Consider the following 26,334-nt stretch of genomic DNA (forward strand, 5'->3'; position numbering starts at 1 on the left):
GCCGGATGCGTGGCGTCAAACAGGGACATGAACACGATCTCTGCCGATTCCGGCCGCGTCCAGGACGCACCGTCGAACAACTGGGTCTATCGCGTGCTGCCGCGTGCGCTCTGGCCCTATGCGCAGCTTGCCCGTTGGGATCGCCCTATCGGCTGGCAATTGCTGCTGTTGCCCTGCCTCTGGTCCGTGGCCCTGGCCGCGGGCGCAGCCGCTGGCACCGATCAGTTCTCGTTCGGTCGCTTCCTGTTTCATTGCTTCCTGTTCACCGCCGGCGCGATCGCCATGCGCGGTGCCGGCTGCACCTACAACGACATCGTCGACCATGACATCGACATGGAAGTTGCCCGCACCCGCTCGCGGCCGCTGCCATCGGGACGCGTCTCGCGGCTCCAGGCCAAGGTGTTCATGGTGCTGCAGGCGCTCGTCGGTCTCCTTGTGCTGCTGCAGTTCAACACCTTCTCGATCGTGCTCGGCATCCTGTCGCTGGCGATCGTGGCGATCTATCCCTTCGCCAAGCGGTTTACCGACTGGCCGCAATTCTTCCTTGGCCTTGCCTTCTCCTGGGGTGCACTGATGGGCTGGGCGGCCGAGTTCGGCACGCTGTCGCTGGCCGCCGTGTTGCTCTACGGCGCGGCGATTGCCTGGACGATTGGTTATGACACGATCTACGCCTATCAGGACCGGGAAGACGACGAGTTGATCGGCGTGCGCTCGACGGCGCGTCGGTTCGGGGAAAACCCGCGGCCGTGGCTGATCGGCCTCTATGGCATCGCGACGCTGCTATTGCTTCTGTCCTTCGCGGCTGCCGGTGCCGGCGCCGTTGCCTATATCGGACTTTTGATCGCGGCAGCGATGCTGACCTACCAGATTCTGGTCCTGAATATCCACGACCCGGCGCAGTGCCTGGCGCTGTTCAAGTTCAATGGGGTGGTCGGCCTGATCATCTTTGTCGGCCTGGTGCTGGCGTTTCTCGTTCGCCTGATGTGAAAAATCCTCCGTCGCGGCGGAGGATCTCGTCTTCACGCATTCGGTCCGTCCCGCTCCGGCATGTTTCCTTAGATCCTAGCCGATTTAAGGGTAAAAACATGCGGCCATGAAGGTACTACAGCGACCTTTGCACGTCTGATAAGACGCGCGGCGCTGTAGTGGCGGGGCGGGAAAGTCTCAGGCCCAGCTGATGTCGCGGGCGGCCTTGCGCTTCTTCGCTTCGTGACGCGCACGGAAGCTGGACAGAATGACGGCAACGGCGGCGGCGATATGCTTGCGCATCGGGTTTCTCCTTCTTTCGTGTTCTGGGCTATGAACGCGATATGGCACGAAGAAGGCGGCCGAGCTGTTTCCGTGGGAACATCGCAAACGATCCCGGAAAATCTGTGCGGTGGCTTGTCGGCCGCAGCGCCCCCAAAGAGCCGGCGGACGGAGATCGAACGACAACAGCCGGCCGCAGGGAACGGCCGGCTGTTGCGCTGGAGGTACTGCTGCGGAATTAGCTGCGGGCGATGATCTCGCGCCCGTCGATCTTCATGTGAACGCCAAGCGTGCCGGTGGAGCGGCGCACGAGGAAGCGCGGCCGGCGCTCTGCGAAGAAGGAGTGGCGGCGCCGCGGCTTGACCGGCGCGGTGCGCACGTCGCCGAGATGCTCTTCGAGCGGCCGTGCGACACCGTCGGCTTCGACCATCAGCATCGGAATGCGATAGGCCTCCGCCCAGGCGCGCCAGTCGGCGGCGATGTCGGACAGGTCGTGTGCGACGAGCAGCGGAACGCAGAGGTCCGGGTCGTCGTGATGAAGTTCCAGCGTCACTGTAACGTCTCCGTCGCCGTGATCGATCGCGCGAGCCGCGACCCCTTTGAATGCCCGCGCCGGCAATGCGATCGAAAGCGGCAGGCCGCTCGATGGTAGCACCTTGCGCAGAACTGCGCCACGCTCGTCCAGGCTGATCGTGACATTACCCGTGTGACCGCGCAAAGCGTAGCTTGCCTGCTGTGGAAAGCGCTTCGGATCAAGACGGAGCGTGTTTTCGACCCATGCGGGTTGAGAGAGTGTGTTGCGCATTTCAATCGCCCTTGTTTTTCCTTGAGAGCCGGTTTCCGGTCTTCTCGTCGGGACTTTTTCGTCCTCTATGGGCTGGAGAATAGGCGCCCCCCTTTCCGAACGGCTTAAGAATCGCGGTTAAGAAAACTTTGCGTTTTTCGATGGTTAGCAAAAGCCGACCGCTCAGGGTTTCCGTTTCGTCAACGGCTTCGGCGGTGTTGTTCCGATCGGGCGCAACAGGCGGCGTGCCGGCCGCCGGCGAAAAGCCACACACAAGCCAGTGCTGCAATCATGACGCGTCAGAATTCTGTTTCGGGGTTGGATCGGCCGCCCCATGGGTAACCGACGGGGCCAGGCATGGTATCGACCTATCTCGACTACAGTCGCATCACACGTGATTTGCGCAGCAGCCTCAATCGCGTTGCCCAGCAGCCGCAGATCGCGCGCGAAGCCGAGTACTATCGGGAAAACATCGGCAGCGTGAAATCCGTCGACGAGTTCCTCGACGACTACCGGCTCTACTCCTACGCGATGAAGGCGCATGGCCTGGAGGACATGACCTATGCCAAGGCCTTCATGCGCAAGGTCCTGGAGAGCGACCTCAAGGACGACAACAGTTTTGCCAACCGTCTCACGGATGAACGCTACCGCAATTTCGCGCAGGCCTTCAATTTCAGTTCCGCCACTGCGGTGGCCCAAACCAACGCACAGCAGGACGCGCTGATCGGCCTCTACAACGACCGCATCACGAATCTCGATACAGTCATGCGGCAGGAGATGGCCTATTTTGGCGCGGCCATGGATCTGGTGACTGACGTCGACCAGTTTCTGGGCAACGAAAAGCTGCGCTCCTTTGCCTTCACCGTGTTTGGACTGGACCCGAAGACCTTTTCGTACACAGAAGTTCGCAATGCATTGACCAGCGATCCCGCGACCTTGACCGCCAACCAGACGGCAGCCAAGACGCGGTTGACCGAAGCGAGCAAGCAACTGACGGACCTCGGCGCACGCGACACGGCGCTGGCCCAGATCACCAGCCTGACAGCCCAACTGGCTGCCGCACCCGATGCCGACAAGCCTGCCATCCAGACGAAGATCGATGAGCAAAACGCGATCGTCAGCGACCTCGATGCGCGGCTGCCGCCGCGCGACCAGGCGCCGGCGCTAAAGGCGCAGTTGTCGCTGGAGGTGAACACGCTTGCCAGGCAGATCAGCGGTCTCGATGTCTATATCCAGCTCGCCTCGACGTTCAATTTCAATGCCGACGGCAGCGTGCCGGCCGGCGAGAAGGCGATCAGCGACGAAAAGAAGACGCTGCTCAACGAGGCCTATGTCTTCCAGCGGCCTGGCGCCACGCCTTCGGGCGGCACACGGCTGACCGGTGCTGGCGCGTTGCTCAACAAGGAATATTACGAGCAGAAGATCGGCAGCATTACCAAGGTGTCGGACCTGATTGCCGACAATCGCCTGCTCAACTACGTCATCACCGCTTTCGGCTTGCCGTCTGCGACGACGATGCCATCCACGGTCGAAAACATCCTCACCAGCGACATCAACGACCCGGAGAGCTACGTCAACAAATATGGCGGCGAATACAACGCCGCCTACAAGAGGATGCTCGCCGCCTTCAACTTCCAGACTGACGGTACGCTGCAAGCGGGCAAGACCGCGCAGGATGCGGCCCAGATGAAGACGACATCCGACGAGTACATGGTGCGCTATAACGACAAGAGCGATGCCGAGGACGAAGCTCTGGTCAAGCGCTTCAAGCTGCTGATCGGTACGTTGAAATCGGTCGACGATCTGCTTGCCAACAATGACATGAAGAAATTCATGCTGCGCGCTTTCGGCCTCGAAAATGAGGATCTGAGCACGCGAACGCTGAAGCGGATTCTGACCAGCGATCTCAATGACCCCAAGAGCTATGCCAATACCCTGCGCGATGAGCGCTACGTCAAGCTCGTAAAAGCGTTCAACTTCAATCCGGACGGCACGCTCGGCGCACCAAAGCTGGCGCAGAGCGAAGCCGACATCATGAACACGGCCAAGGCCTACGTGATTGCCAAGTCGCGTTTCGGCACGGATGAAGAAAAGAAGGTCGCCAAGGAGAAGGCGCAGGAGGAAGCCAAGTACTACACCGCCGAGATCGAAAAGGTGGAGACGCTCGACGCCTTCCTCGCCAACCGGCGTCTGGTCGATTTCGTTCTCGTCGGCGCCGGCATCGATCCGGAAACAGTCAAGACCGAATACCTCAAGGACATGTTCACGTCCAATCTCGACGATCCCAAGAGCTTCATCAATACCGATCCGAACGGGCTGAGGTATCGCGAAATCGTTGCCTCCTTCAATTTCGACCAGGAGGGGAAGATCATCAGGGGCGAGGCGGGCCAGATCCAGACCCGGCGCGGACTTGTCACCACAGTCGACCTCTATCTCAATCAGTCGCTTGAGGAGACGGAAGGCGCTGACAACGGCGGCGTCCGTCTTGCGCTCTATTTCAAGCGCAAGGCTCCTGAGATCAACACCGCTTACGACATCCTGGCCGAGACCGCCCTGTTCCAGGTTATCAAGACGGCCTACAGCATGCCGGAGGGTCTGCAGAACGCCAAGATCGAGGCGCAGGCCGCTTATATCGAGCGTGTCGTCGACATCAAGGATCTGCAGGACCCTGAAAAGCTCGAGAAGCTTCTGCAGCGGTTCACGGCGCTTTATGACGTCGAAAACAACACGGACGTATCACCGGGGTTGGCCATTCTCAGCGGTAGCGGTGGAGGCGGTGTCAGCGCCGAGACGCTCCTGTCCCTTTCACAGCTGCGCGCGGGCGGACGCTGACGCTACTCAACCCGAACGTATGAGTCGCTGCGGAAGGGCGCGGGCCTGCGGCTGAGGCGCGCCCGCTTCACCGGTCTGCGCGCAGCACCTTGTCCGGATTCATGACGCCTGCAGGATCAAACGCGTGTTTGATCCGTTGCATCAGTTCGATCTCGATCGGCGGACGGACCTCGGCAAGCTCGTCGCGCTTCAACTGGCCGATGCCGTGTTCGGCCGAGATCGAGCCGTTATATTTCAGAACGATGCCGTGGACGATGGCGTTGATCTCGCGCCAGCGGTCGAGGAAGGCCTGCTTGTCGGCGCCGACCGGCTGCGAGATGTTGTAGTGGATGTTTCCGTCGCCCATGTGGCCGAAGGAGCAGATGCGCGCTCCCGGGATCGCCTTCATGACAGCGGCGTCCGCTTCCTTCATGAAGGTGGGAATGCTGGAAACGGGCACCGAAACATCGTGCTTGATCGAGCCGCCCTCGGGCTTCTGCGCTGGTGACATGCTTTCGCGCATATGCCACAGCGCCTTCGCCTGCGCCTCATTTGCAGCAATCACGGCGTTTTCGACGAGACCGGCGGCAAGGCCCTGTTCTAGAAGATCGTTGACCATGCGCTCGGCGCTTTCGGCCGAATCCGCGGTCGAGATGTCGATCAGCACATACCAGGGATGGACGGTTTCCATCGGGTCGCGAACGCCGGGAATGTGTTTCGTGGTGAATTCCACGCCGAGGCGCGGCATCAGCTCGAAACCGGTCAGCGCCGGACCGCAAAGACTGGAGGCCTTTTCGAAGAGGGCGAGCGCGTGCTCGACGCTGCCCACGCCGGCGAAGGCGACCCGATGCCCGAGCGGCTTCGGGAACAGCTTGAGCACCGCGCCGGTGATGACGCCGAGCGTGCCCTCCGCGCCAATGAAGAGGTCGCGCAGGTCGTAGCCGGTATTGTCCTTCTTCAACCGGCGCAGACCATCCCAGATCTCGCCGGTTGGCAGCACGACTTCGAGGCCGAGGCAAAGCTGGCGCATGTTGCCGTAGGCGAGCACGGCGGTGCCGCCGGCATTGGTGGAGAGATTGCCGCCGATCCGGGCGGAGCCTTCCGATCCGAGCGACAGCGGGAACAGGCGATTGTGATCGTCCGCCGCCTTCTGGATATCTGCAAGAATGCAGCCGGCATCCGCAACGATCACGTTGCCGACCGGATCGATGTCGCGGATCCGGTTCAGCCGTTCGAGCGAAAGCACGATGTCCGCCTTGCCGTCCCGCGGGATCTGCCCGGCGACGTGGCCGGTATTGCCGCCCTGCGGCACGATCGCCGTGCGGGTCGCGCTGGCGAGTTTCATGATGCGTGAGACCTCGTCGATCGAGCCGGGACGCAGTACCATCGGCGTCGTGCCGCGATAAAGCCCCCGGGATTCGACGAGATAGCGCGCCTTGTCCGCTTCCGCGGTAAGGGCATTGGCGCTGCCGACGATCTCGACGAAGGAGGCGATGAGTTCGGGAGAGGGAAGCGTCGTCATGGGTCAGCCTTCGCATTGCGCTTGCGCGCGCTATCGGATCGGTCGATCTGAAGACGCGATCCTCGGTTCGTATCGCCTGCGATCATAACCGCAATCGCAGCCGCTCGCTGAGGGTGGGTGCGGAACCGCACGCGATCTTACCCTCGTGGTGCCGCCGCCCGCTGCAGCCGGTCGATGATGGCTTCTCCCAATCCTTCCGAAGGGATGGGGCCGAAGGCGATCGTTGCAGCGCCGCTGGCGTCGGCCCGCTTCATATAGTCGAAGAGATTGGCGGCCGCTTCGCGCAGGTTTCCGGTCGGGCTCAGATCGAGAACGACAGCCGCCTGTTCCTCGCCGAGGACCCGGCCGCCGCCGAAACGGATCAGGGCCTCGCCCGCCCGCACATCGGTGGCTTCGAGCCTGACGGCTGCACCCGGCGCATAATGCGAGGCCAGCATCCCCGGCGCCTCGATCGTCGCACCCGCGGTTTCCGCCCTGATCACCGGACGATCGAGCAGGCGTTCGATCTCGGCGGCATCGAGGCCACCCGGCCGGAGTAGCCGGATCTCGTCGCCATCGACCTTGATGATCGTCGACTCGAGCCCGATTTGCGCCGGACCGGCATCGAGGATCAGTTTCAGCTTTTGTCCGAGATCGGCATCGACATGGGCGGCACTGGTTGGGCTGATCTTGCCCGAGGTATTGGCGCTCGGTGCCGCCAGAGGTCGTCCGAAACGGGCGATCACCCGGCGCGAAAACCCGTCGGGCATGCGAATGCCAAGTGTGTCCAGGCCGGCCGAGGCGAGGGCATGCACTGTACTCTCGGGTCGCTGCGGCAGGATCAGCGTCAGGGGGCCGGGCCAGAACGCTTTCGCCAGGCGTCGGGACAGGGGATCGAAGCGCACATGGGTCTCGGCCATCGCCACGTCGGAAACATGCGAGATCAGCGGATTGAAGCGCGGCCGGCCCTTCATCTCGTAGATGCGGCTGATCGCATCGGGATTGGTGGCGTCGGCGGCAAGGCCGTAGACGGTTTCGGTCGGGATGGCGACCGGTTCGCCCTCGGCGAGAACGGCGCAGGCGCGATCGATCGCGCGGTCCGGTTCCTTATCCGTGTCGATGATCTCTGCCATGCCGGTTCCTTTCCGACGCTTCCTTAACGGACGCGCCGGGAAAACAGAACGATTTTCTTTGCAGGGAGCGGGCTGCTTGCTCAGAGGCTGCGGATGATACGGCGTAGCGCGTCGTCACGGGCACCCAGCATCAGCACGTTCTTGAGAGCGACCTTTGGGTCGTCGGTGCGGAAGAGAAGCCCGTTGTCGCGGACGTTGCGATTGATGACCATCTGTCCGTCTTCGGCGTTCGGCTCGATCGCGACCGCGAAGTACATGCGGGAATAGCCGGCCTGGATGCGGTCGAAGAAATGCGTCTCGTCACCAAGGTCGCTGAAAAAATTGGCGAAATAGAACGACCAGGTGATGTCCTTGGAAGGTGTGACCGCCGTCCGAGCGGCCGTCACATGGCAATAGCCGAGGTGCGGCTTGCCAACGAGCGTACGGTGGAAGATCAACTTCGGAAACTGGATCGAGGCATGAAAGCCGTTGATCCGCTTGTGCGTCGTGTCGCCGGCGGTCGAAAGCTTCTTGCCGGTTCGGTCAGCGACTTCCTCATAGCTCAGGTAGCGTCGCTCGGTCGGCATCCATTGCCGGCGGTTGATCCGGCCGGTGCGCAGAAACTCGGTGTGAACTGCCGTCTTCGACGTGACCGCCGGCGGCTTCTCTGCCGCTGCGTCGTAATATCTAAGCTTTGCCATGATCGTCAGCGCGCCATCTGCCTGCCGGACATCCTCGTCCGCCGGCAAGCCTAGTGGCTTATGGTTAACGAAGCATTTCCTTTCGCTAGCGGAACATGCCTGTGCCCAGTCACGGAAATGTCGCAAACGGGCGAAGCTTTTCCGTGCCTGCGCCATGCCGGCCGCAAAAGATGGCATATGCCCAATTTTTGATCTATCTATATGTTTATAAAGTGAAAAATTTGCGTATTTGGTTTCGGAAGGCAGTTTTGATGGTGTCGTCATTCTGGAATTGGATGTCGCTATCCGGCGTCTGCCGAGGCGCCTTCCGCGCTTACATATCCTCACTCAAGGTGTCGTCTTCCAAAAGGGAAGGCGGAGAATTGGGAAGCCGGTCAAATCCCGGCGCTGCCCCCGCAACGGTGGTGGAGCGAAAGTCTCGGCAAAAGGCCACTGGACGGTTCCGTCCGGGAAGGCGCCGGGCTGGTCCGCAAGGACGGCTCCTGAGCCCGGAAACCAGCCTTGACGCACATAACCGTAACGGGTTGCGGCGGGCAGCCGGATCGGAGCCGAGAACGTGTGGGCGTATGCCCGTGCGGGTTCCTGTCCTGCCTCTCCGAAACATGGCGCATGAGGACAGGACATGGATACCAAGACCGATATGCTTCGCAAGCTGAAGGGCCGGCGTGACGGCTACAGCCTCGATCGGGCCTTCTACACCGACCCCGACTACTACCGGCAGGACCTGGAAAACATCTGGTACAAGGACTGGCTGTTCATCGGCCATGACTGCGAAATTCCGCGGGCTGGCAACTATTTCACCGTCCAGGTCGGCGACTATCCGGTTGTTGTTACCCGCGATCGCCAGGGCACGATCCGCGCGCTGCACAATTCGTGCCGGCATCGCGGTTCCCGCGTCTGCACGCAAGCAAAGGGCTCTTCGGCAAAGCTCGTCTGTCCCTATCACCAGTGGACCTACGAACTCGACGGCTCGCTGCTCTTCGCACGCCAGATGGGCGAGGATTTCGACAAGGCGGCCCACAGCCTGAAGCCGATCCATTGCGAAACGGTCGGCGGCTACATCTTCATCAACCTGTCGGAGACGCCGGCAGATTTTGCGGCCTTCCGTGAGCTGGCCACGCCCTATCTCGCGCCGCACCGGCTGGGAGAGACCAAAGTCGCCTTCGAAAGCACGATCATCGAAAAGGGCAACTGGAAGCTCGTCTGGGAAAACAATCGCGAGTGCTATCATTGCGCCGCCAATCATCCGGAGCTCTGCCGCACCTATCCAGAGGCGCCGACTGCTACCGGGGTACAGGGCGCCAAGGATGATCCGGTGATTGCCGCCCATTGGGCGAAGTGCGAGGCCGAAGGCCTGCCGAGCGAATTCCGGATGTCTCCGACCGGCCAGTTCCGCGCCGCGCGCATGCCGCTGGTCGACAATGCCGAAAGCTACACCATGTCGGGTGCGGCTGCCGTCAAAAGGGCGCTGTCGGCCGATGTCAGGCAGAAGCAGATCGGCACGCTTCTGATGTTCCATTACCCCACGACCTGGAACCATGTGCTTTCCGACCATGCCATCACCTTCCGTGTTCTGCCACTCGGGCCGGAACTCACCCAGGTGACGACCAAGTGGCTGGTCAACAAGGACGCGGTCGAGGGCGTCGACTACACGCTCGATGACCTGACCCATGTCTGGACCGAGACCAACGACCAGGACCGCCAGATCGTCGAAGAAAACGCCTTCGGCATCCGCTCGCCGGCCTATGAGCCTGGCCCCTATTCGCCGGACCATGAAGGCGGCGTGATGCAGTTCGTCGAATGGTACTGCAAGTTCATGGAGCAGCGCCTTGCAGGCGATGCGGCTCCGCTTTCAAAGGTCGCCTGACATGCAGATGGCATCCTCCTTCCACCATTTCGACGAGCTGCATGTCTGGATCGACCGGCAGCAGATGCTCGAATGCACCTCGGCGGTCGTCGAAACCGCAGATGTCATGACCTTCACCTTCCGCGCCGAAAAGCCGGCCTGGTTTCGCTACCTGCCCGGCCAGTTCGTCACCCTCGAACTGCCGGTCGCCGACGAACCGGTCATGCGCACCTATACGCTGTCGTCGACGCCATCGAGGCCGCTGTCGATTGCCGTCACCGTCAAGGCGCAGGCCGACAGCATCGGCACGCGCTGGATGTTCGACCATCTGAAGCCCGGCATGAAACTGAGAGCCTTCGGCCCGCTCGGCGATTTCAGCTTCGTCCGCCACTCCGGTGACAAGTACCTGTTCATCTCGGCGGGGTCCGGCATCACGCCGATGATGTCGATGACGCGATGGATGGCGGACTGCGTGCCGGAGACGGACGTCACCTTCATCTCCTGCGCGCGCCGGCCGGACGACCTCCTGTTCCGTTCCGAGCTTGAGGTGCTGGCGACGCAGATGTCCGGGTTGAGCCTCGGCTTCATCGTCGAGGGCCACGAGGCGCGCCACGGCTGGCACGGCCTGCGCGGCCGCATCGACGGCGCCAAGCTGCCGCTGCTTGCCCCTGATTTCATGGAGCGCACTGTCTTCTGCTGCGGTCCGGAACCGTTCATGCGCGGTGTGCGCGAGATGCTGAAGGCGGCCGGCTTCGACATGGCCCGCTATCACGAGGAGAGCTTCCAGCCGGCGGCAGCGCCTGCTGCGGAGGAGATCGCCGTCCGCGCCGGCGTGGCGGGCGACAGCGAGGCCGCTGCCGCCAAGGTCGCCTTCACCATGAGCGGCAAGGAGGTCGAGGCGAAGCCAGGTCAGACGATCCTGCAGACGGCGCGTGCCAATGGTGTGCGGATCGGTGCTGCCTGCGAGGGCGGCATCTGCGGCACTTGCCGGGTGATGAAGGTCGCGGGTGACGTCGAGATGAACCACAATGGCGGTATTCTCGATGACGAGATCGACGAGGGTTACATCCTCGCCTGCTGCTCGCGGCCCTTGGGAGATGTCCAGATCGAAGCTTGAAGGATCAGGGCGTGTTGCAGGGCGGCGGCTGGACGGTCGTGGGCCCCGCGCCGCCGGTAACGGCCGATGGCTTGGAGCATCCGCCCTGTGCGGCGTCATCGGCAGCGACGGCTACCTGCATGGCGCGTTCGTGGCGAGCGAAGTCGATGGAGCCGGTCACCAGCATGTCGACGCCGCTGCCGGCCCCGCTTGTGGCACCGGCACGGCTAATGAGCAGCGGCTCGCTAAACGTTGCGGTCGCTCGTGCGACTACGTGCGTGCCCGCTCCTTGCTCGGCTCGGGCGATAAGGGTGAGCGGTAACGGCTTTTCAGCCAGCAATGCGCCCTGAGCCCAGATCGCCTTTAGCGCCAGCGGCGACATCGCCGCGACATTCACGTCGATGTCGTCGAGCGTTCCGGGCACGCGGTAGGGACAGCGCCGCTTGCCGCAGTTGATGCCGGACGAGAACTGCCACAGCGCGTAGCTGTCCCAATTGCCCATGGGGAAGACCTGGCGGATATCCGGCTTGTAGCGGGCGTACCAAAGCGGCAGGCGCGACAGCAGCCGGTATTTGGCACGGTGCGCGGCGATGTATTTGGCGGTGATGTGATTGGTGTAGAGGATCGGGTAGCGCCCCGTCCGGGTTTTGATATGGCCGGCGAAGATGGCGGCATCCTCGAGCGACATGTATTTTTCCGGATCGATGCCTTCGAGGTCGAGCACCATCAGTTCGTCGGCGCGCGGATCGGCGTAGTCGAGGAAATGGTTCGCCTGGTCCACGGGATTGCCGGGACGGGCGAGATGGTAGGCACCCCAAAGCAGCCCGTGCGTGCGGGCGATCATGCGCCGGGTCTGGTAGAGTTCGCGGCTGACGGCGTATTTGCGCCACATGGTCTTGCAGTGGTTGAAGGTGTCGCCGTTGTGATCGCCGGTGCAGGAGAAGCTTTCGGGCAGGCCATCGGAGGCCTTGGCGATGAAGCCGGAGATGCGCTTGTCGGCAAGCATCGTTTCCCAATCGATGCTGTTCATCTCATAGGCGTCGACGATGATGGCGTTGGACTTGGTCTTCCAGGGCTCCAGTTCACCGGCGCGTACGATCGTCGCCGCGAATGCCAGACCCAGGAAGGTCGCGAGGCGCAGAATCATCCCTGTGGTGGAGATATACCGCTTTGCCATTCTCTGAGATTGCCGACAGTATCGTTAATGCATCGTAAATCCCAGCCCCCGACCGGGACTGTGCTGGAGCGGCGCGTGAATGTATACCGACCTCCGGCTGCATATGAGCAATGTCTTTCATAATTTGGTATGTCGCCACGGTGCCGTGACTACCCACATGCGGATGAACGAATTCATGGAAGCGGGCACTTGCACGCGTCTGTCGCTATGCGGCCGCACCAGCCGCGATGCCTGAAGATGGAACAAAACCGGTGGCTTATGCGTTTCTGGTCGGTTTCAGGTTTCCCGGCTGAGGGTCATCCCCGGTTCTGCAGCGACCCGGGTGAAATCATGCAGAGGCTGAAGTTCCCGTGGTTGCGCGATTTTTTTTTCGCAGCCTGCGGAGCGTGGATAGGTTATGGAGGTTTTGATGAAGGCTTTGCTGAAGACCGGGAAGAGCCGGTGGTTTTCTTCGATCATTGCCGCGGCAGTCCTGATGACATCCGCGGCCCCGTCACAGGCGTTCATGCCGACGCCGCCGCGCGTCGAACAGCAGAATGACGCGACGAATGTTCAGTATCGCCGGCCGGGCTATGAACGCCGCGGCAATTATTATTATTACAACGGCTATCGCGGTTATCGCTACGAGCGCCCTGGATATCGTTACTACAATGGTTGGTGGTATCCGATGGCTGCCTTCGGTGCCGGTGTGATCATCGGTGGGGCGATCGCCCAGCCGCCCCGTTACACGCGTCCCGCGCCCGGTTACGGCAATCGCCATGTGCAGTGGTGCTATGACCGCTACCGCTCCTACAGGGCCTACGACAATACCTATCAGCCCTACGGCGGCCCGCGCCGCCAGTGCTACTCGCCCTATAGCTGAAGGTAGGGCAGGGCCGGGGCTTCCGGCCCAATCTTAAGCTCAGAGAATCCCGATCCGCCGCAGGATCCACCAGGCAAAGGCCATGGAAAGCGCGATGAACAGCGCCGCATAGAGCGTGCCGGTGCCATCGGAGAAGGGGAGCGCCCCGGTGTTCATGCCGAAGAACCCGGTAACGAGCGTTGGCGGCAGCAGGAAGGCGGTCATCAGCGACAGGATGTAGAGGTGGCGGTTGGTCTCCGAGGAGATCTTGCTGTCGATTTCTTCGTGCAGCAGTCGCGCCCGTTCCTGTAGCGCGAAGACGTCGCGGTCGACCGTCTCGAGCCGGTCGGAAAGCCGCTCCGCAACGTCGATGAATCCGGGCGGAACCTCGTCGTCATCCGAGGCGGCGGCCCGCCTCAGCAGCGCGAGGATCGTGCGCAGATGCCGGTGAAGCCGCACCACCGTGCGGCGGAGCGGCGCAAGCCCCGGCTGCTGGCGATGTCCGGCCTCGCCATAAACATGATCCTCGATGACGTTCAGTTCTTCGGTCAATTCCAGGACCAGCGAGATCAGCGTGCGCTGGAACTCGATCACGATCATCTCGAAGAGGTCGATCGGCCTTGCGCACTTGGTGCTCTTTTCCACCGCCGCCTTGACGCGGTCGATGCTGCGCAGCGGATGCAGGCGCGTGGTGATGATGATCCGGTCACTGACGGCGAAATGCAGCCAGCCGATCGTCTTGGTCACCGCGTCGAAGGTGCGCTCGAAGTCGACGAGCGTGCCGTGTACGATATCGTCCGAAACCGTGATCGCTGCCTGCGTGTCGTGGCTGGTCAGCGTGGTGACCGCGAGCGGCGGCAGGTTGCTGATCCGCTCGATCAGGGCAGGCGTGCGTGCGTCGGAGAGCGCCAGATGAACCCAGACCCATCCTTCGCCCCTAAGCAGGCTGTCGATAGAGGCGTCGGTGGCGATGCGCTGGCAGCGGCTCTCGCCCGGCAGGAAACGATAGGCCCAGACGATACCGGGTATTTCGGGGGAAATCAGGTTCATCGGTACGCCTTGGCAAGGGCCTGCCACATGGTTCCTCAAACTGCTGCCGGTGTGAGGGAAAGAACATGCGGCCGTTCAACGTGCTGCGGCGGCCTCAGGGCACTCCATAAGGACGCGCGGCGCCGTATGCCTTGGCTTCTATGCGCCGTTGATGACAGTTTTGTTACGCGGCGCGACGTCGCGACGGAGCGCGGCAATTGACGTTGACGTTTACGTAAAAATCAATAGTGTTCGGCGCAACGAGGATGCACCCTGCGCAACCTGGCTATCTGGGAGGATCACCATGTACAAGGCACCCGTCGACGAGATCGCGTTTACGCTGAAACACGTGGCAGGCATGGGCGAGGCACTGCAGTCCGGCGCGCTCGGCGACCTTGGCGAAGATCTGGTCGATGCCATCCTGTCGGAAGCGGGCCGGTTCGCGACGGAGGAGGTTGCTCCCCTCGGCGATATCGGCGACCGGCAAGGCTCGCGTCTGGTTGAAGGCAAGGTCGAAACGCCGGACGGCTGGCGTGATCTCTATCACAACTGGATCGCCGGCGGCTGGAACGGGCTGACCGCACCAGAAAATTTCGGCGGCCAGAATCTGCCGCACATGCTGCACGTCGCCGCCATGGAGATGTGGAACGCCGGCTCCATGGCCTTCGCGCTTGGGCCGACGCTCACCATGGGCGCGATCGAGGCGCTGGAGAAACACGGCTCCGATGAGCTCAAGGCCACCTACCTGCCGAAGATGGTCTCGGGCGAATGGACCGGCACCATGAACCTGACCGAGCCGCATGCCGGCTCCGATCTCGGCGTCTTGAAAACCCGCGCCGAGCGCAGGGACGACGGCACCTACCGCATCTTCGGCCAGAAGATCTTCATCACCTGGGGCGAGCACGACTTCACCGACAACATCGTCCACCTCGTGCTGGCGCGGCTTCCTGACGCGCCTGCAGGTACCAGGGGCATCTCGCTCTTCCTGGTGCCGAAATTCCTGGTCAACACGGATGGTTCGCTCGGCGAGCGCAACGATCTCTTCTGCCATTCGCTCGAACACAAGCTCGGCATTCATGGCTCGCCGACCTGCACGATGATTTACGGCGACGGCAAGTTCGGCGCCGAGAAGGGCGCGATCGGCTATTTGATCGGCGAGGAAAACCGTGGCCTTGCCTGCATGTTCACGATGATGAACAACGCTCGCCTTGCCGTCGGCATGCAGGGCGTTGCCATCGCCGACGCTGCCACGCAAAAGGCGATCGCCTTCGCCAAGGAACGCACCCAGGGCAAGGCACCCGGCTGGACCGGTCAGGGCATGAGCCCGATCATCGAGCACCCCGACGTCGCCCGCATGCTTCTGACGATGAAGGCGCTGACGCAAGGATCGCGCGCGATTTCCTACGCCTGCGCCCACGCCGTCGACATGGGGCACGCGGCCGAAGGCGAGAAGGCAAAGTTCTGGCAGGAACGTTCCAGCCTGCTGACCCCGATCGCCAAATCCTTCTCGACCGATGCCGGCGTCGATGTGGCCTCGCTGGGCATCCAGGTCCACGGCGGCATGGGCTTCATCGAGGAAACGGGTGCAGCCCGCTACCTGCGCGATGCCCGTATCGCCCCGATCTACGAGGGCACCAACGGCATCCAGGCGATCGACCTCGTCACCCGCAAGCTGCCGCTGTCTGACGGCCTCCACGTGCGCGGTTTCATCGGCGAACTGCGCGAAATCGCGTCGGCCGTGCGCGCCTCGAACCGCAACGGCTTCGGCGAGACGGCTGCGCGCCTCGATGCGGCGCTGGACGATCTCTCGGCCGCGACCGAGTGGCTGATCGCGGCAGTTGCCGGCGGCCAGCTAGCTGAAGCGCTGGCAGGTGCCACCGCCTATCAGCGCCTCTTCGGACTGGCGCTGACCGGCGCCTATCTGGCCAAGGGTGGTCTGGCTGAAGTGGCCGACGGCAAGGAAGACCAGCGCATCGCGCTTTCCCGCTTCACCGCGGAAAACCTGCTGGCGGAGACTGCGGCGCTTAAGGATCGTGTCGTCAACGGCGCCAATAGCCTCGCCCTCGCGCGCTCTGTTCTGGCTTGAGAGGAGCTATCATGACCGATCACGTGCTCGTCGAGCGGCCGGAAGCCCACCCCGGCGTCCAGGTAATCCGCTTCAACCGGCCGGAAAAGAAAAACGCCATCACCCGCGACATGTACGCGAAGATGACCAATGCACTGACGGTCGCTTCAAGCGACCCGGCCGTGCGCGCCACTGCCTTCCTCGGAACCGATGGCTGCTTTTCCGCCGGCAATGACATGGCCGATTTCCTTGCCTTCGCCATGGGCGGCGCCATGGGCATGGAAGTCATCGCGTTCCTGAAGGCGCTTGCGACCGCCACCAAGCCGGTCGTGTCGGGCGTCGATGGTCTGGCGATCGGCATCGGGACCACCATTCACCTCCATTGCGACCTGACGATCTCGTCCGATCGCTCGCTGTTCAAGACCCCCTTCGTCGATCTGGCATTGGTGCCGGAAGCGGCTTCGAGCCTGATCGCGCCGCGCATCATGGGCCACCAGCGAGCATTCGCGCTGCTTGCCGCCGGCGAACCGCTGACCGCCCGCGAGGCGCTGGATGCCGGGCTGATCTGGAAGATCGTGGCGCAGGATGCGGTGCAGGAAGAAACCCTGGCGCTTGCCGGTCGTCTCGCCAAGAAGCCGCCGGAGGCGCTTCGCATCGCCCGCGATCTCGTTCGCGGTGACCGCGGCGACGTGCTGGCGCGGATCGACGAGGAAGCGAAACACTTTGCCGCGCAGTTGAAGAGTGCCGAAGCGCGGGCTGCCTTCGAGGCTTTCATGCGCCGCTAGGCAGTCTGCAGGCCTTGTGAGCGAAAGATAAACGGGTGCCGCTGCGCACCCGTTCTTGCGTTCGGGGCGGCGTTCTACCCACCGCAACGTAAAGATCGCGTTGCCGCTGGCATCGCGAACTTGCATAGACCAATTTTAATTTGTTCTTAAATAGCGATCGCTAGCGTGCGGCGCGATAGGCCAATCCTCTTTTCGGATGGCCCCGGCCGCATGAAGCATGGCTGGCCTCGCCTTCTGGCATGTTCAACGTTTTCCCGTCAGCGTTATCGCTCCGTCCTTCCGGCGGACGAAGGATGCTGCGCGAAAATCATCGAGAGCTCATGTCCGGCGGTAGGTAGCGCCGGCATCCATTGGGAGCCCATCTTGTCCAAGCGATCGAACCTCATGACGCGGATTCTCGTTGCCGCGTCCTGTGTTGTCGTCGGCGCCTTTGCCGGCTTTTCCGTTTACATCGACACGCTGCAGCGTAGCACCACGACCAAGGCCGTCGAGGAGAACATTGCCTCCTCCGGCACGCAGGCAGCGCAGAGTGTCGCAAAGTGGCTGAACGGCCGCGTCACGCTGACGGCGATGGTGGCCGATGCCACCGGCAGCGTCGCGGACGACGGCGCCATCCAGCCGATCCTGAAGAACGACGTACTGACCAGCGAATTCATGTCGACCTATGTCGGCAACGAAAGCGGCAAGTTCATCACCTGGCCGGACAACCCGATGCCGGCCGGCTACGATCCGCGCCAGCGGCCCTGGTACCAGCAGGCCGTGAAGGCCGACGCACGCGTGCTGACCGAACCCTATGTCGACGCTTCCACGGGCGCGCTGATCATCAGCGCCGCTGTTCCGGTCAAGCGTGACGGCAAGCTCTATGGCGTTGCCGCCAGCGACTTCTCGCTCGACACGCTGGTCTCGATGATCAAGGGCGTCGATGTCGGCGGCGAAGGCTTTGCCTTCCTCGCCAGCAAGGACGGCCAGATCCTCGTCCATCCGGACGCCAAGCTCGTTACCAAGTCGCTCGCCGATGCCTTTCCGATCGACACGCCGTCGATCGGATCCGGTATCATGAACACCGAGCTCGACGGCAAGCCGATGCTGGTGAGCTTCGTTCCGGTCCAGGGCCTGCCGTCGGTCGAGTGGTATGTCGGCTTCGTCATCGACGCCGATGCCGCCTATTCCGCCATCGACCAGTTCCGCATTGCCGCCACCATTGCCACGATCCTTGCGGTCGGCGTCATGCTCGTCTTCCTCGCGACGTTCCTCAATCGCCTCGTCATCCGTCCGGTGACGGACATGACCGGCGCGATGGAAAAGCTCGCCGCCGGCAACCACAACGTAGAGATCCCCGGCGAAGAACGCCGCGACCAGATCGGCTCGATGGCTGCCGCCGTTGCCGTCTTCAAGGCGAATGCCGTCGAGCGCGCCCGCCTCGAAAGCGAAGCGGATGCGAACCGCTCGCTGTCGGAGCGCGAGCGTCTGGAGCGCCAGGCCCGCGATGCGCGGGATGCCGCCGAAGTGCAGCAGGCCGTCGATGGCCTGGCGACCGGCCTCGGTCGTCTGGCTGAAGGCGATCTCGCCTACCGCATCGACAATCCCTTCGCCGATCGCCTCGATCGTCTGCGCGCCGACTTCAACAATTCGGTCGCCAAGCTCCACGACACACTCTGCGCTGTCGGGGCCAACGCCCGCGGCATCGATGCCGGCGCGACCGAAATCCGCTCGGCGGCCGACGATCTCGCCCGCCGCACGGAGCAGCAGGCAGCCTCCGTCGAAGAAACCGCCGCAGCGCTCGAAGAGATCACCACGACGGTCAAGGACTCCGCTCGTCGGGCCGAGGAAGTCGGTGCGCTCGTCGCCCGTACCCGTGCGGGTGCGGAAAAGTCCGGCGAAGTGGTCGCCAACGCCGTCGAGGCGATGCATGCGATCGAAAAGTCCTCGGGCGAGATCTCCAACATCATCGGCGTCATCGACGACATCGCCTTCCAGACGAACCTGCTGGCGCTGAACGCTGGCGTCGAGGCGGCACGCGCCGGTGAGGCCGGCAAGGGCTTTGCCGTCGTCGCCCAGGAAGTGCGCGAGCTTGCGCAGCGCTCGGCGAATGCCGCCAAGGAGATCAAGGCGCTGATCACCACCTCGGGCAACCAGGTGCGTAACGGCGTGACCCTGGTCGGCGATACCGGCAAGGCGCTGCAGACGATCGTCGCCGAAGTGCAGGAGATCAACAAACACGTGAGCGCGATCGTGACGGCGACGCGCGAACAGTCGACCGGGCTTCAGGAGATCAACACGGCCGTCAACACCATGGATCAGGGCACGCAGCAGAATGCGGCGATGGTCGAGGAACAGACGGCGGCGAGCCATGGCCTCGCGTCCGAGGCCGCCTCGCTCAACGCGCTGCTCGCCCAGTTCAATCTTGGCGATACGCAGAGCGTATACGCGACGGCGACCAACCATCGCCGCCGGGCAGCATAGTCTTTGCCGCTATTCGACACGCAAAAGGCCCGGGAGACCGGGCCTTTTCTTTGCGCGTTGCATCGGGAATTTCGGTTTTCACTGCAGGATCGCTAACCATCACGTTGTTTCTTAAGCTTTGATAAAGCGGTCGCGCATACCGTTTCTTCGCCGCGAAATGACTTCGCCCCGCACGTCGCCCCCAGGCATTCATCATCGCGATGTGTTCCAGACACCTGTCCCAATGCTCAGCGTGACGGCGAACCCGCCACGCGATCGATGATTTGGCCGCGCACGACCGGAACGGCGGAGACGCGAGGGGAGACATACGGTGATCCTAAAGACTGCAACCGCAAGAAACATGTTCGCCATCGTGATGACCGGCCTGCTGACCTGCATGGTCACTGCCGCCGTCGTCTTCTGGCTGTCCTACCAGCAATTGCGGGAGCGCAGCATCGCCGAGATGACCAATGCCGCTTCCGCCAGCGCCCGCAGCGTCGAGACGAAATTCGCCGAAGGAAAGACACTCGCGAACAACATCCGCTCGGCGCTCTACGCGGTGATGGGCACCGGTGCGCCGTCGCGTGCCGAGATCGAAACCTTGATGAAACGTTGGATCGTCGATAATCCGCTTGCGGTCGGCATGAGCACCGGCTGGGAGCCGAACGCCTTCGACGGCAAGGATGCCGAGTTCGTCGGCAAACCCGGCCATGATGCGACCGGCCGCTTCGTTCCCTATATCGCCCGTTCCGGCGACAAGGTGATCCACGAGGCGCTCGCCGATTACGACAAGCCCGGCCCCGGCGACTACTACCAGATCCCGAAGAAGACCGGCCTCGACATGGTCACCGAGCCCTATGTCTATCCGATCAACGGCAAGGACGTGCTGATGACTTCGATCATGGTGCCGCTGAAGAAGGATGGTGCCTTCATCGGTGTCGTCGGTGTCGACATGGCGCTCGGTGAACTCTCCACCGAACTCGGCAAGCTGAAGCCCTTCGGCACCGGCTTCGTGTCGCTGCTCAGCAAGGATGGCAGCATCATCAGTCACCCCGATGCCGACGTGCTCGGCAAGGTGCTGAAGGACACGCCCCTGCAAGGGGAGGGCTGGGGACAGTTGCTCGCCAACACCGGACACGCTTTCGCCCTGAAACACACCGATGGCAGCGATCATCTCGCGGTCGCCGTGCCCGTCAACCTGCTGCCGGACACTGTCTGGTACGTCGTCGTCTCGGTTCCAGAAGCGACGGTGTTTGCCGGCCTCTCGCAGCTCGCAATGATTTCGATCGCCGTCATCGCGTTTGCCGCCGCGATCATGATCATTGTCGGCTGGACGCTTGCAAGCCGCTTCCGCAAGCGTGTTGCCAATGTCATCGGAGTTACCGGCCAGATCGCCGCCGGCGAGACCGATGTCGACCTGTCCGAGGCCGAACGCAAGGACGAGATCGGTGATCTCGCCCGGTCGCTGCGGGTTCTGCGCGACGCCACCATTGCCAAGATGCAGCTCGAAAGCGAAGCGGATGCGAACCGCTCGCTGTCGGAACGCGAGCGCCTGGAGCGCGAGGCGCAGAAGGCGCGTGACGCGGCCGAGATCCAGCAGGCCGTCGATGGCCTGGCGACCGGCCTCGGTCGTCTGGCTGAAGGCGATCTCGCCTACCGCATCGACAATCCCTTCGCCGATCGCCTCGATCGTCTGCGCGCCGACTTCAACAATTCGGTCACCAAGCTCCACGACACACTCTGCGCTGTCGGGGCCAACGCCCGCGGCATCGATGCCGGCGCGACCGAAATCCGCTCGGCGGCCGACGATCTCGCCCGCCGCACCGAGCAGCAGGCAGCCTCCGTCGAAGAAACCGCCGCAGCACTCGAAGAGATCACCACGACCGTCAAGGACTCCGCTCGTCGGGCCGAGGAAGTCGGTGCGCTCGTCGCCCGTACCCGTGCGGGTGCGGAAAAGTCCGGCGAAGTGGTCGCCAACGCTGTTGACGCGATGCATGCCATCGAGAAGTCCTCGGGCGAAATCTCCAACATCATCGGTGTCATCGACGACATCGCCTTCCAGACGAACCTGCTGGCGCTGAATGCCGGCGTCGAGGCGGCACGCGCCGGCGAGGCCGGCAAGGGCTTTGCCGTCGTCGCCCAGGAAGTGCGCGAGCTTGCGCAGCGCTCGGCGAATGCCGCCAAGGAAATCAAGGCGCTGATCACCACCTCGGGCAACCAGGTCCGCAACGGTGTGACGCTCGTTGGCGACACCGGCAAGGCGCTAGAGACGATCGTCGCCGAAGTGCAGGAGATCAACAAACACGTGAGCGCGATCGTGACGGCGACGCGCGAACAGTCGACCGGGCTTCAGGAGATCAACACGGCCGTCAACACCATGGATCAGGGCACGCAGCAGAACGCGGCGATGGTCGAGGAACAGACGGCGGCGAGCCATGGCCTCGCGTCCGAGGCCGCCTCGCTCAACGCGCTGCTCGCCCAGTTCAATCTTGGTGACGTTCGGATGGTCGGTGGTGGCCGTCGTCGTGCGGCTTGAGTGCGAGCGGGTCGAGAGAACGCTGTAACAACAAGGCGGTAAGCCGCTGTCGTGAATCAGTATGGCAAGTGCTTGAAACCTGAGATGATAAAGGCCCGGGAAACCGGGCCTTTTCTCATTTTTCCAGCGTCGCCACTGCCTCGACATGGGCGGACCAGAGGAACTGGTCGATCGGCGTCACCGAGGTGATGCGATAACCGGCGGCGGTCAGGATCGAAAGGTCGCGGGCCAGCGTCACCGGATTGCAGGAGACGGCGACGATCTTCTTGACGCCGGAGCGGGCGATCTCGTGACACTGCGCTTCTGCGCCGGCGCGCGGCGGATCGAAGACGATGGCGTCGAAGACTTTCAGTTCCTGCGCCATGACCGGGCGGCGGAAGAGGTCGCGCTTTTCGACCGTTACGGGCTTGAGGCCCTGCGTGTTGCGGGCGGCGAAATCGAGCGCCTTCAGCGCCTTGTCTTCGCCTTCGACCGCATGCACCCGTGCCTTGCGAGCAATACGCAGCGCGAAGGTGCCGTTACCGGCAAAGAGGTCCGCGACGCGCTTTGCCTTGCCGAGATGCTCGAGCACGAGATCGACCATGGCCTCTTCGGCCTCGGCGGTTGCCTGGGTGAAGCTGCCCGGCGGCGGCGAGACCGCAACGCCACCAAAATCGATGACGGGCTTTGCCGGCTCTACGATGATTTCGCCGTTGAGGCTGACGCGGGCAATGCCGCGTTCGCCAAGCACCGCTTCGACGGTGCGGCGGCGCTCGCGGTCGTCAAGTTTCTTGATGCCATCGACGGCGAGGTCGAGGCCGGCGAGAGTTTCGAGAACGCTGATACGAAACGGCTCGGCATTGACGGCTATGGCACTGGCGATCTTGGCGATGGTTGCGAGCTTCGAGACGATACCCGGGCTCGCGACCGGACATTCCGAAATCGCGACGATATGGTGGCTCTCCGCCTGGTTGAAGCCGAGAAGCAGTTCCTTCTCGGTTTTTCGCGCCGTGAAGACCGCGCGCCGGCGTTGGCCGGGCTCGGCTGTGACGAGCGGCGCCACCTCCGGCTTCAGCCCCTTCGACTTCAGGGCAGCGATCACCAGATCGCGCTTGAAGCCGTGATAGAGCGTGTCCGACGCGTGCTGCAGGGTACAGCCGCCGCAGGTGCCGTTGACACCGTCAGGGCCGAAATGACGACAGAGCGGCTCGACGCGCTCAGGGGAGGCTTCCCGCAAGGAGATCAGGGTGCCATGCGACTTGTTGACAGCCAGAGCCACGCTCTCGCCGGGCAGTGTAAACGGCGCATAGATCGGGCCTTCTTCGCCCTCGGCAATGCCGTCCCCCTGGGCGCCGAGGCGAGCGATCGTGACCGTCTCTGTGCTCATTGCTCTTCCTCGGGCTTCTTGCCCGCAAGCAGATATTCGACGTTGCCGTCGCCGCCGGCAATCGGCGAGGGGATGAGGCCAAGGCTCTGCCAGCCCATATCTTCGACGAGCCAGCGCTCGAGTTCGGCGGCGACATCAGGTGCGCTGTCGGGATCCTTGAGCAGTCCCGCCTTGCTGATCGCGTCGCGTCCGGCTTCGAACTGAGGCTTCACCAGCAGGATGCAGTGCGAGCCGGGAAGCGCCATGTCGAGCGCCGGCGGCAAAGCGAGTTTCAGCGAGATGAAGGAGACGTCGGAAACGATGAAGGTGATCTCGCGATCGTCGATGTCTTCTTCAGTCATCGCGCGAGCATTGAGGCCCTCGATGCTGGTGACGCGTTCGTCGCCCTCTATGCGCGGATGGATCTGGCCGTGGCCGACATCGATCGCGACCACGTGCTCGGCTCCGCGCTTCAACAGCACCTCGGTGAAGCCGCCGGTCGAGGCGCCGATATCGAGGCAGCTTTCGCCTGCGGGGTCGAGCCCGAAATGATCGAGCGCCGCGACCAGCTTCAGCGCCGCGCGCGACACATAGTCCTGCGCCGGGTCATCGATGGTGATCGTGACGCTCTCGGCAAACATCGACGCTGCCTTGGTGACGGTGCGGCCATCGACTTTGACGGTGCCGCGCTGGATGGCGTCACGCGCGCGCGCACGACTGGCGACCAGTCCGCTGTTCAGCAGCAGCTGATCGAGACGGACCCTGTTCTTGTGTTCTTCGTTCTGGCGTTCTTCTGACATGTGTTTCTCATGGCGACTCGCCGCCGTATTGGCAAGCCCCGGCGGCCGCAGCCATGGAGCCCTTTCTGCAAATCCATCTGGAAAAGCAAAAAACCCCGGTGATGGAGCCGGGGTTTCTTCTTTCGAGCAGTGCGCGTACAGCCTTAGCCTGCGGCGCCGATGCCGATATCCTGTTTCTGGCCGAGCGCCTTGAAAACGGTCGAGACGATGCCGGCGCGGTCGAGGCCGGCGGCGGCATACATCGCTTCGGGCTTGGCTTGTTCCATCCAGATATCCGGCATGACCATGGGGCGCACCTTGAGACCGCCATCGAGCAGGCCGTCTTCGGCGAGGAACTGCAGAACGTGGCTGGCAAAGCCGCCGACGGCGCCTTCCTCGATGGTGATCAGCACTTCGTGGTTGCGGGCGAGCTGGCGGATGAGATCATGGTCCAGCGGTTTGGCAAAGCGGGCATCGGCGACCGTGGTCGAAAGACCGGCGGCATCGAGATCTTCTGCAGCCAGCAGACAGTCGGCGAGGCGGGTGCCGAAGGAAAGCAGCGCCACCTTCGACCCCTGCTTGACGACGCGACCCTTGCCGATCTCGAGGATCTGACCGCGCTCGGGCATTTCGACGCCCACGCCTTCGCCGCGTGGATAGCGGAACGAGATCGGGCCGGCATCGTAGGCAGCGGCCGTGCGCACCATGTGCTTCAGTTCCGCCTCGTCGGCGGCGGCCATCACCACGAAGCCTGGAAGAGTCGCGAGATAGGTCGTGTCGAAGGAGCCCGCATGAGTCGGGCCGTCGGCACCGACGAAACCGGCGCGGTCGATCGGGAAGCGCACCGGCAGGCCCTGGATCGCCACGTCGTGCACGACCTGGTCGTAACCGCGCTGCAGGAAGGTGGAATAGAGCGCTGCGAACGGCTTGTAGCCTTCGGCGGCAAGGCCGGCGGCAAAGGTCACGGCGTGCTGTTCGGCAATGCCGACATCAAAGCAGCGCGACGGATGGACCTTGGCAAACTTGTCGAGCCCGGTGCCCGAGGGCATGGCGGCGGTGACAGCGACGATCTTGTCGTCGAAGCCGGCTTCCTGCGTCAGCGCATCGGCAAAGACCGAGGTATAGGCCGGCGCATTCGGCTTGGCTTTTGCCTGGGCGCCGGTGATGACGTCGAACTTGTTGACGCCGTGGTACTTGTCGGCGGCAGCTTCCGCCGGCGGATAGCCCTTGCCCTTCTGCGTGACCACATGGATCAGCACCGGCCCCTTGGCGTTGTCGCGCACGTTGCGTAGCACCGGGAGCAGATGGTCGAACGAATGCCCGTCGATCGGGCCGATATGGTAGAAGCCCATCTCCTCGAACAGTGTGCCGCCGGTGACGTAGCCGCGGGCATGCTCGACCGCACGGGTGATTGCCCGGTCCACGGTTTTGCCGAGATAGGCGGTCAGCTTCTTGCCGACTTCGCGGATACCCATATAGGTGCGGCCGGAGGCAAGGCGCGCGAGATAGGCGCTCATGGCGCCAGTCGGCGGCGCGATCGACATGTCGTTGTCGTTGAGGATGACGATCAGCCGCGCATCGAGCGCGCCGGCATTGTTCAGTGCCTCATAGGCCATGCCGGCCGAAAGCGCACCGTCGCCGATGACGGCAATGACGTTGCGGTTCTTGCCGTCGAGGTCGGCGGCGACCGCCATGCCGAGGCCGGCGGAAATCGATGTCGAGGAGTGCGCGGCACCGAAGGGATCGTATTCGCTCTCGGCGCGGCGGGTGAAGCCCGAGAGGCCGCCTTCCTGGCGCAGCGTCCGGATGCGATCGCGGCGGCCGGTCAGGATCTTGTGCGGATAGCACTGGTGGCCGACGTCGAAGATCAGCCGATCATGCGGTGTGTTGAAGACCTTGTGGATGGCGATCGTCAGCTCGACGACGCCAAGGCCCGCGCCAAGGTGCCCGCCGGTGCGCGATACCGCGTCGATCATTTCTGCCCGGACTTCTCCGGCAAGCTGCGGCAAATCCTTGTCGTCGACCTTCTTCAGATCGTCGGGAAAGGTCACCTTGTCGAGCAAGGGAGTAGCCGGCATCGGATTGGTTGGCAGTTGTGTCACGCTGCATGCCTCATGCGCGCCGTGGGATCAGGCGCGCGATAGTTGGTGGTACCGTCGAAGCGGCTCTTTAGACGCAATCGTTGCTGAATGCAAAATTAGGCGTTCCTGCGTCGTCAACCAAGAGACTAGCGCAT

Annotated in this window: 19 protein-coding genes and 1 riboswitch; of the genes, 9 read left to right on the plus strand and 10 right to left on the minus strand. The window is 63.0% G+C overall.

The annotated features are described in order from the left end of the window. The first annotated feature begins 27 nt into the window (after nucleotides 1–27). Nucleotides 28–987 carry a 4-hydroxybenzoate octaprenyltransferase gene (gene ubiA, locus LAC81_RS02665; RefSeq protein ID WP_223726613.1) on the plus strand — a complete coding sequence of 320 codons (960 nt, stop codon included), beginning with the start codon at nucleotides 28–30 and terminating at the stop codon, nucleotides 985–987. A 499-nt stretch (nucleotides 988–1,486) separates the two neighbouring features. Here ubiA and LAC81_RS02670 read toward each other — a convergent pair whose 3' ends face one another. Beyond that, nucleotides 1,487–2,053 (minus strand): DUF6101 family protein, encoded by a 567-nt coding sequence (locus LAC81_RS02670; RefSeq protein WP_057250756.1) that lies wholly within the window; start codon nucleotides 2,051–2,053, stop codon nucleotides 1,487–1,489. A 336-nt stretch (nucleotides 2,054–2,389) separates the two neighbouring features. On the opposite strand from LAC81_RS02670, the gene LAC81_RS02675 reads away from it, so the two are divergent. Further along, nucleotides 2,390–4,864, plus strand: a complete 2,475-nt coding sequence (locus LAC81_RS02675; protein ID WP_223726614.1) for a DUF1217 domain-containing protein — start codon at nucleotides 2,390–2,392, stop codon at nucleotides 4,862–4,864. A gap of 67 nt (nucleotides 4,865–4,931) precedes the next feature. On the opposite strand, the gene LAC81_RS02680 is transcribed toward LAC81_RS02675, so the two are convergent. From LAC81_RS02680 to LAC81_RS02690, 3 genes are all read right to left on the minus strand, one after another. Next, nucleotides 4,932–6,365 carry an FAD-binding oxidoreductase gene (locus LAC81_RS02680; RefSeq protein ID WP_223726615.1) on the minus strand — a complete coding sequence of 478 codons (1,434 nt, stop codon included), beginning with the start codon at nucleotides 6,363–6,365 and terminating at the stop codon, nucleotides 4,932–4,934. Between the two features lie 137 nt (nucleotides 6,366–6,502). Next, nucleotides 6,503–7,477, minus strand: coding sequence for an L-threonylcarbamoyladenylate synthase (locus LAC81_RS02685; RefSeq protein WP_223726616.1), 975 nt, complete (start codon nucleotides 7,475–7,477; stop codon nucleotides 6,503–6,505). A gap of 80 nt (nucleotides 7,478–7,557) precedes the next feature. Then, nucleotides 7,558–8,157, minus strand: a complete 600-nt coding sequence (locus tag LAC81_RS02690) for a DUF6656 family protein (protein ID WP_223726617.1) — start codon at nucleotides 8,155–8,157, stop codon at nucleotides 7,558–7,560. Between the two features lie 313 nt (nucleotides 8,158–8,470). Next, a riboswitch (cobalamin riboswitch) is annotated at nucleotides 8,471–8,676 on the plus strand. Nucleotides 8,677–8,779: 103 nt separating this feature from the next. Between LAC81_RS02690 and LAC81_RS02695 the strand changes: the two genes are divergently transcribed. Together LAC81_RS02695 and LAC81_RS02700 are read left to right on the plus strand one after the other, a co-directional pair. Next, nucleotides 8,780–10,024, plus strand: a complete 1,245-nt coding sequence (locus LAC81_RS02695) for an aromatic ring-hydroxylating oxygenase subunit alpha (RefSeq protein WP_223726618.1) — start codon at nucleotides 8,780–8,782, stop codon at nucleotides 10,022–10,024. Nucleotide 10,025: 1 nt separating this feature from the next. Then, the gene (locus tag LAC81_RS02700) at nucleotides 10,026–11,120 is read left to right on the plus strand and encodes a hybrid-cluster NAD(P)-dependent oxidoreductase (RefSeq protein ID WP_223726619.1); all 1,095 of its coding nucleotides are present in this window, start codon (nucleotides 10,026–10,028) and stop codon (nucleotides 11,118–11,120) included. 4 nt (nucleotides 11,121–11,124) lie between these two features. Here LAC81_RS02700 and LAC81_RS02705 read toward each other — a convergent pair whose 3' ends face one another. Together LAC81_RS02705 and LAC81_RS02710 are read right to left on the minus strand one after the other, a co-directional pair. Further along, nucleotides 11,125–12,276, minus strand: coding sequence for a glycoside hydrolase family 25 protein (locus LAC81_RS02705; protein WP_223726620.1), 1,152 nt, complete (start codon nucleotides 12,274–12,276; stop codon nucleotides 11,125–11,127). A gap of 276 nt (nucleotides 12,277–12,552) precedes the next feature. Then, complete coding sequence (locus LAC81_RS02710) at nucleotides 12,553–12,735, minus strand: hypothetical protein (RefSeq protein WP_223727882.1); 183 nt, start codon at nucleotides 12,733–12,735, stop codon at nucleotides 12,553–12,555. Between LAC81_RS02710 and LAC81_RS02715 the strand changes: the two genes are divergently transcribed. After that, a complete protein-coding gene (locus LAC81_RS02715) occupies nucleotides 12,686–13,138 on the plus strand; it encodes a BA14K family protein (RefSeq protein ID WP_113538089.1) in 453 nt (150 codons plus the stop codon). The genes LAC81_RS02710 and LAC81_RS02715 overlap by 50 nt on opposite strands. A 39-nt stretch (nucleotides 13,139–13,177) precedes the next feature. Here the strand turns inward: LAC81_RS02715 and LAC81_RS02720 are convergent, their stop codons facing one another. Then, a complete protein-coding gene (locus LAC81_RS02720) occupies nucleotides 13,178–14,167 on the minus strand; it encodes a transporter (RefSeq protein ID WP_223726621.1) in 990 nt (329 codons plus the stop codon). 283 nt (nucleotides 14,168–14,450) lie between these two features. Between LAC81_RS02720 and LAC81_RS02725 the strand changes: the two genes are divergently transcribed. The 4 genes from LAC81_RS02725 (at nucleotide 14,451) to LAC81_RS02740 (ending at nucleotide 21,974) form a co-directional block, all read left to right on the plus strand. Then, nucleotides 14,451–16,232, plus strand: coding sequence for an acyl-CoA dehydrogenase (locus tag LAC81_RS02725; RefSeq protein WP_223726622.1), 1,782 nt, complete (start codon nucleotides 14,451–14,453; stop codon nucleotides 16,230–16,232). 11 nt (nucleotides 16,233–16,243) lie between these two features. Beyond that, nucleotides 16,244–16,996, plus strand: coding sequence for a crotonase/enoyl-CoA hydratase family protein (locus tag LAC81_RS02730; RefSeq protein ID WP_223726623.1), 753 nt, complete (start codon nucleotides 16,244–16,246; stop codon nucleotides 16,994–16,996). 384 nt (nucleotides 16,997–17,380) lie between these two features. After that, the gene (gene mcpU / locus LAC81_RS02735; protein ID WP_223727745.1) at nucleotides 17,381–19,459 is read left to right on the plus strand and encodes a methyl-accepting chemotaxis protein McpU; all 2,079 of its coding nucleotides are present in this window, start codon (nucleotides 17,381–17,383) and stop codon (nucleotides 19,457–19,459) included. A gap of 310 nt (nucleotides 19,460–19,769) precedes the next feature. Next, on the plus strand, nucleotides 19,770–21,974 hold the full coding sequence (locus LAC81_RS02740) for a methyl-accepting chemotaxis protein (protein WP_223726624.1): 2,205 nt from the start codon (nucleotides 19,770–19,772) through the stop codon (nucleotides 21,972–21,974). 115 nt (nucleotides 21,975–22,089) lie between these two features. On the opposite strand, the gene LAC81_RS02745 is transcribed toward LAC81_RS02740, so the two are convergent. The 3 genes from LAC81_RS02745 to dxs all read right to left on the minus strand — a co-directional run bounded on the left by LAC81_RS02745 (nucleotide 22,090) and on the right by dxs (nucleotide 26,176). Further along, nucleotides 22,090–23,340, minus strand: a complete 1,251-nt coding sequence (locus LAC81_RS02745) for a class I SAM-dependent RNA methyltransferase (protein ID WP_223726625.1) — start codon at nucleotides 23,338–23,340, stop codon at nucleotides 22,090–22,092. Then, nucleotides 23,337–24,119, minus strand: a complete 783-nt coding sequence (locus tag LAC81_RS02750) for a TlyA family RNA methyltransferase (RefSeq protein ID WP_223726626.1) — start codon at nucleotides 24,117–24,119, stop codon at nucleotides 23,337–23,339. Before LAC81_RS02750 ends, LAC81_RS02745 begins: the two co-directional genes overlap by 4 nt. Nucleotides 24,120–24,262: 143 nt before the next feature. Continuing rightward, nucleotides 24,263–26,176 carry a 1-deoxy-D-xylulose-5-phosphate synthase gene (gene dxs, locus LAC81_RS02755; RefSeq protein ID WP_223727746.1) on the minus strand — a complete coding sequence of 638 codons (1,914 nt, stop codon included), beginning with the start codon at nucleotides 26,174–26,176 and terminating at the stop codon, nucleotides 24,263–24,265. Nucleotides 26,177–26,334 lie beyond the last annotated feature (158 nt).

It is taken from the genome of Ensifer adhaerens (genome assembly GCF_020035535.1).
Lineage (GTDB): Bacteria > Pseudomonadota > Alphaproteobacteria > Rhizobiales > Rhizobiaceae > Ensifer.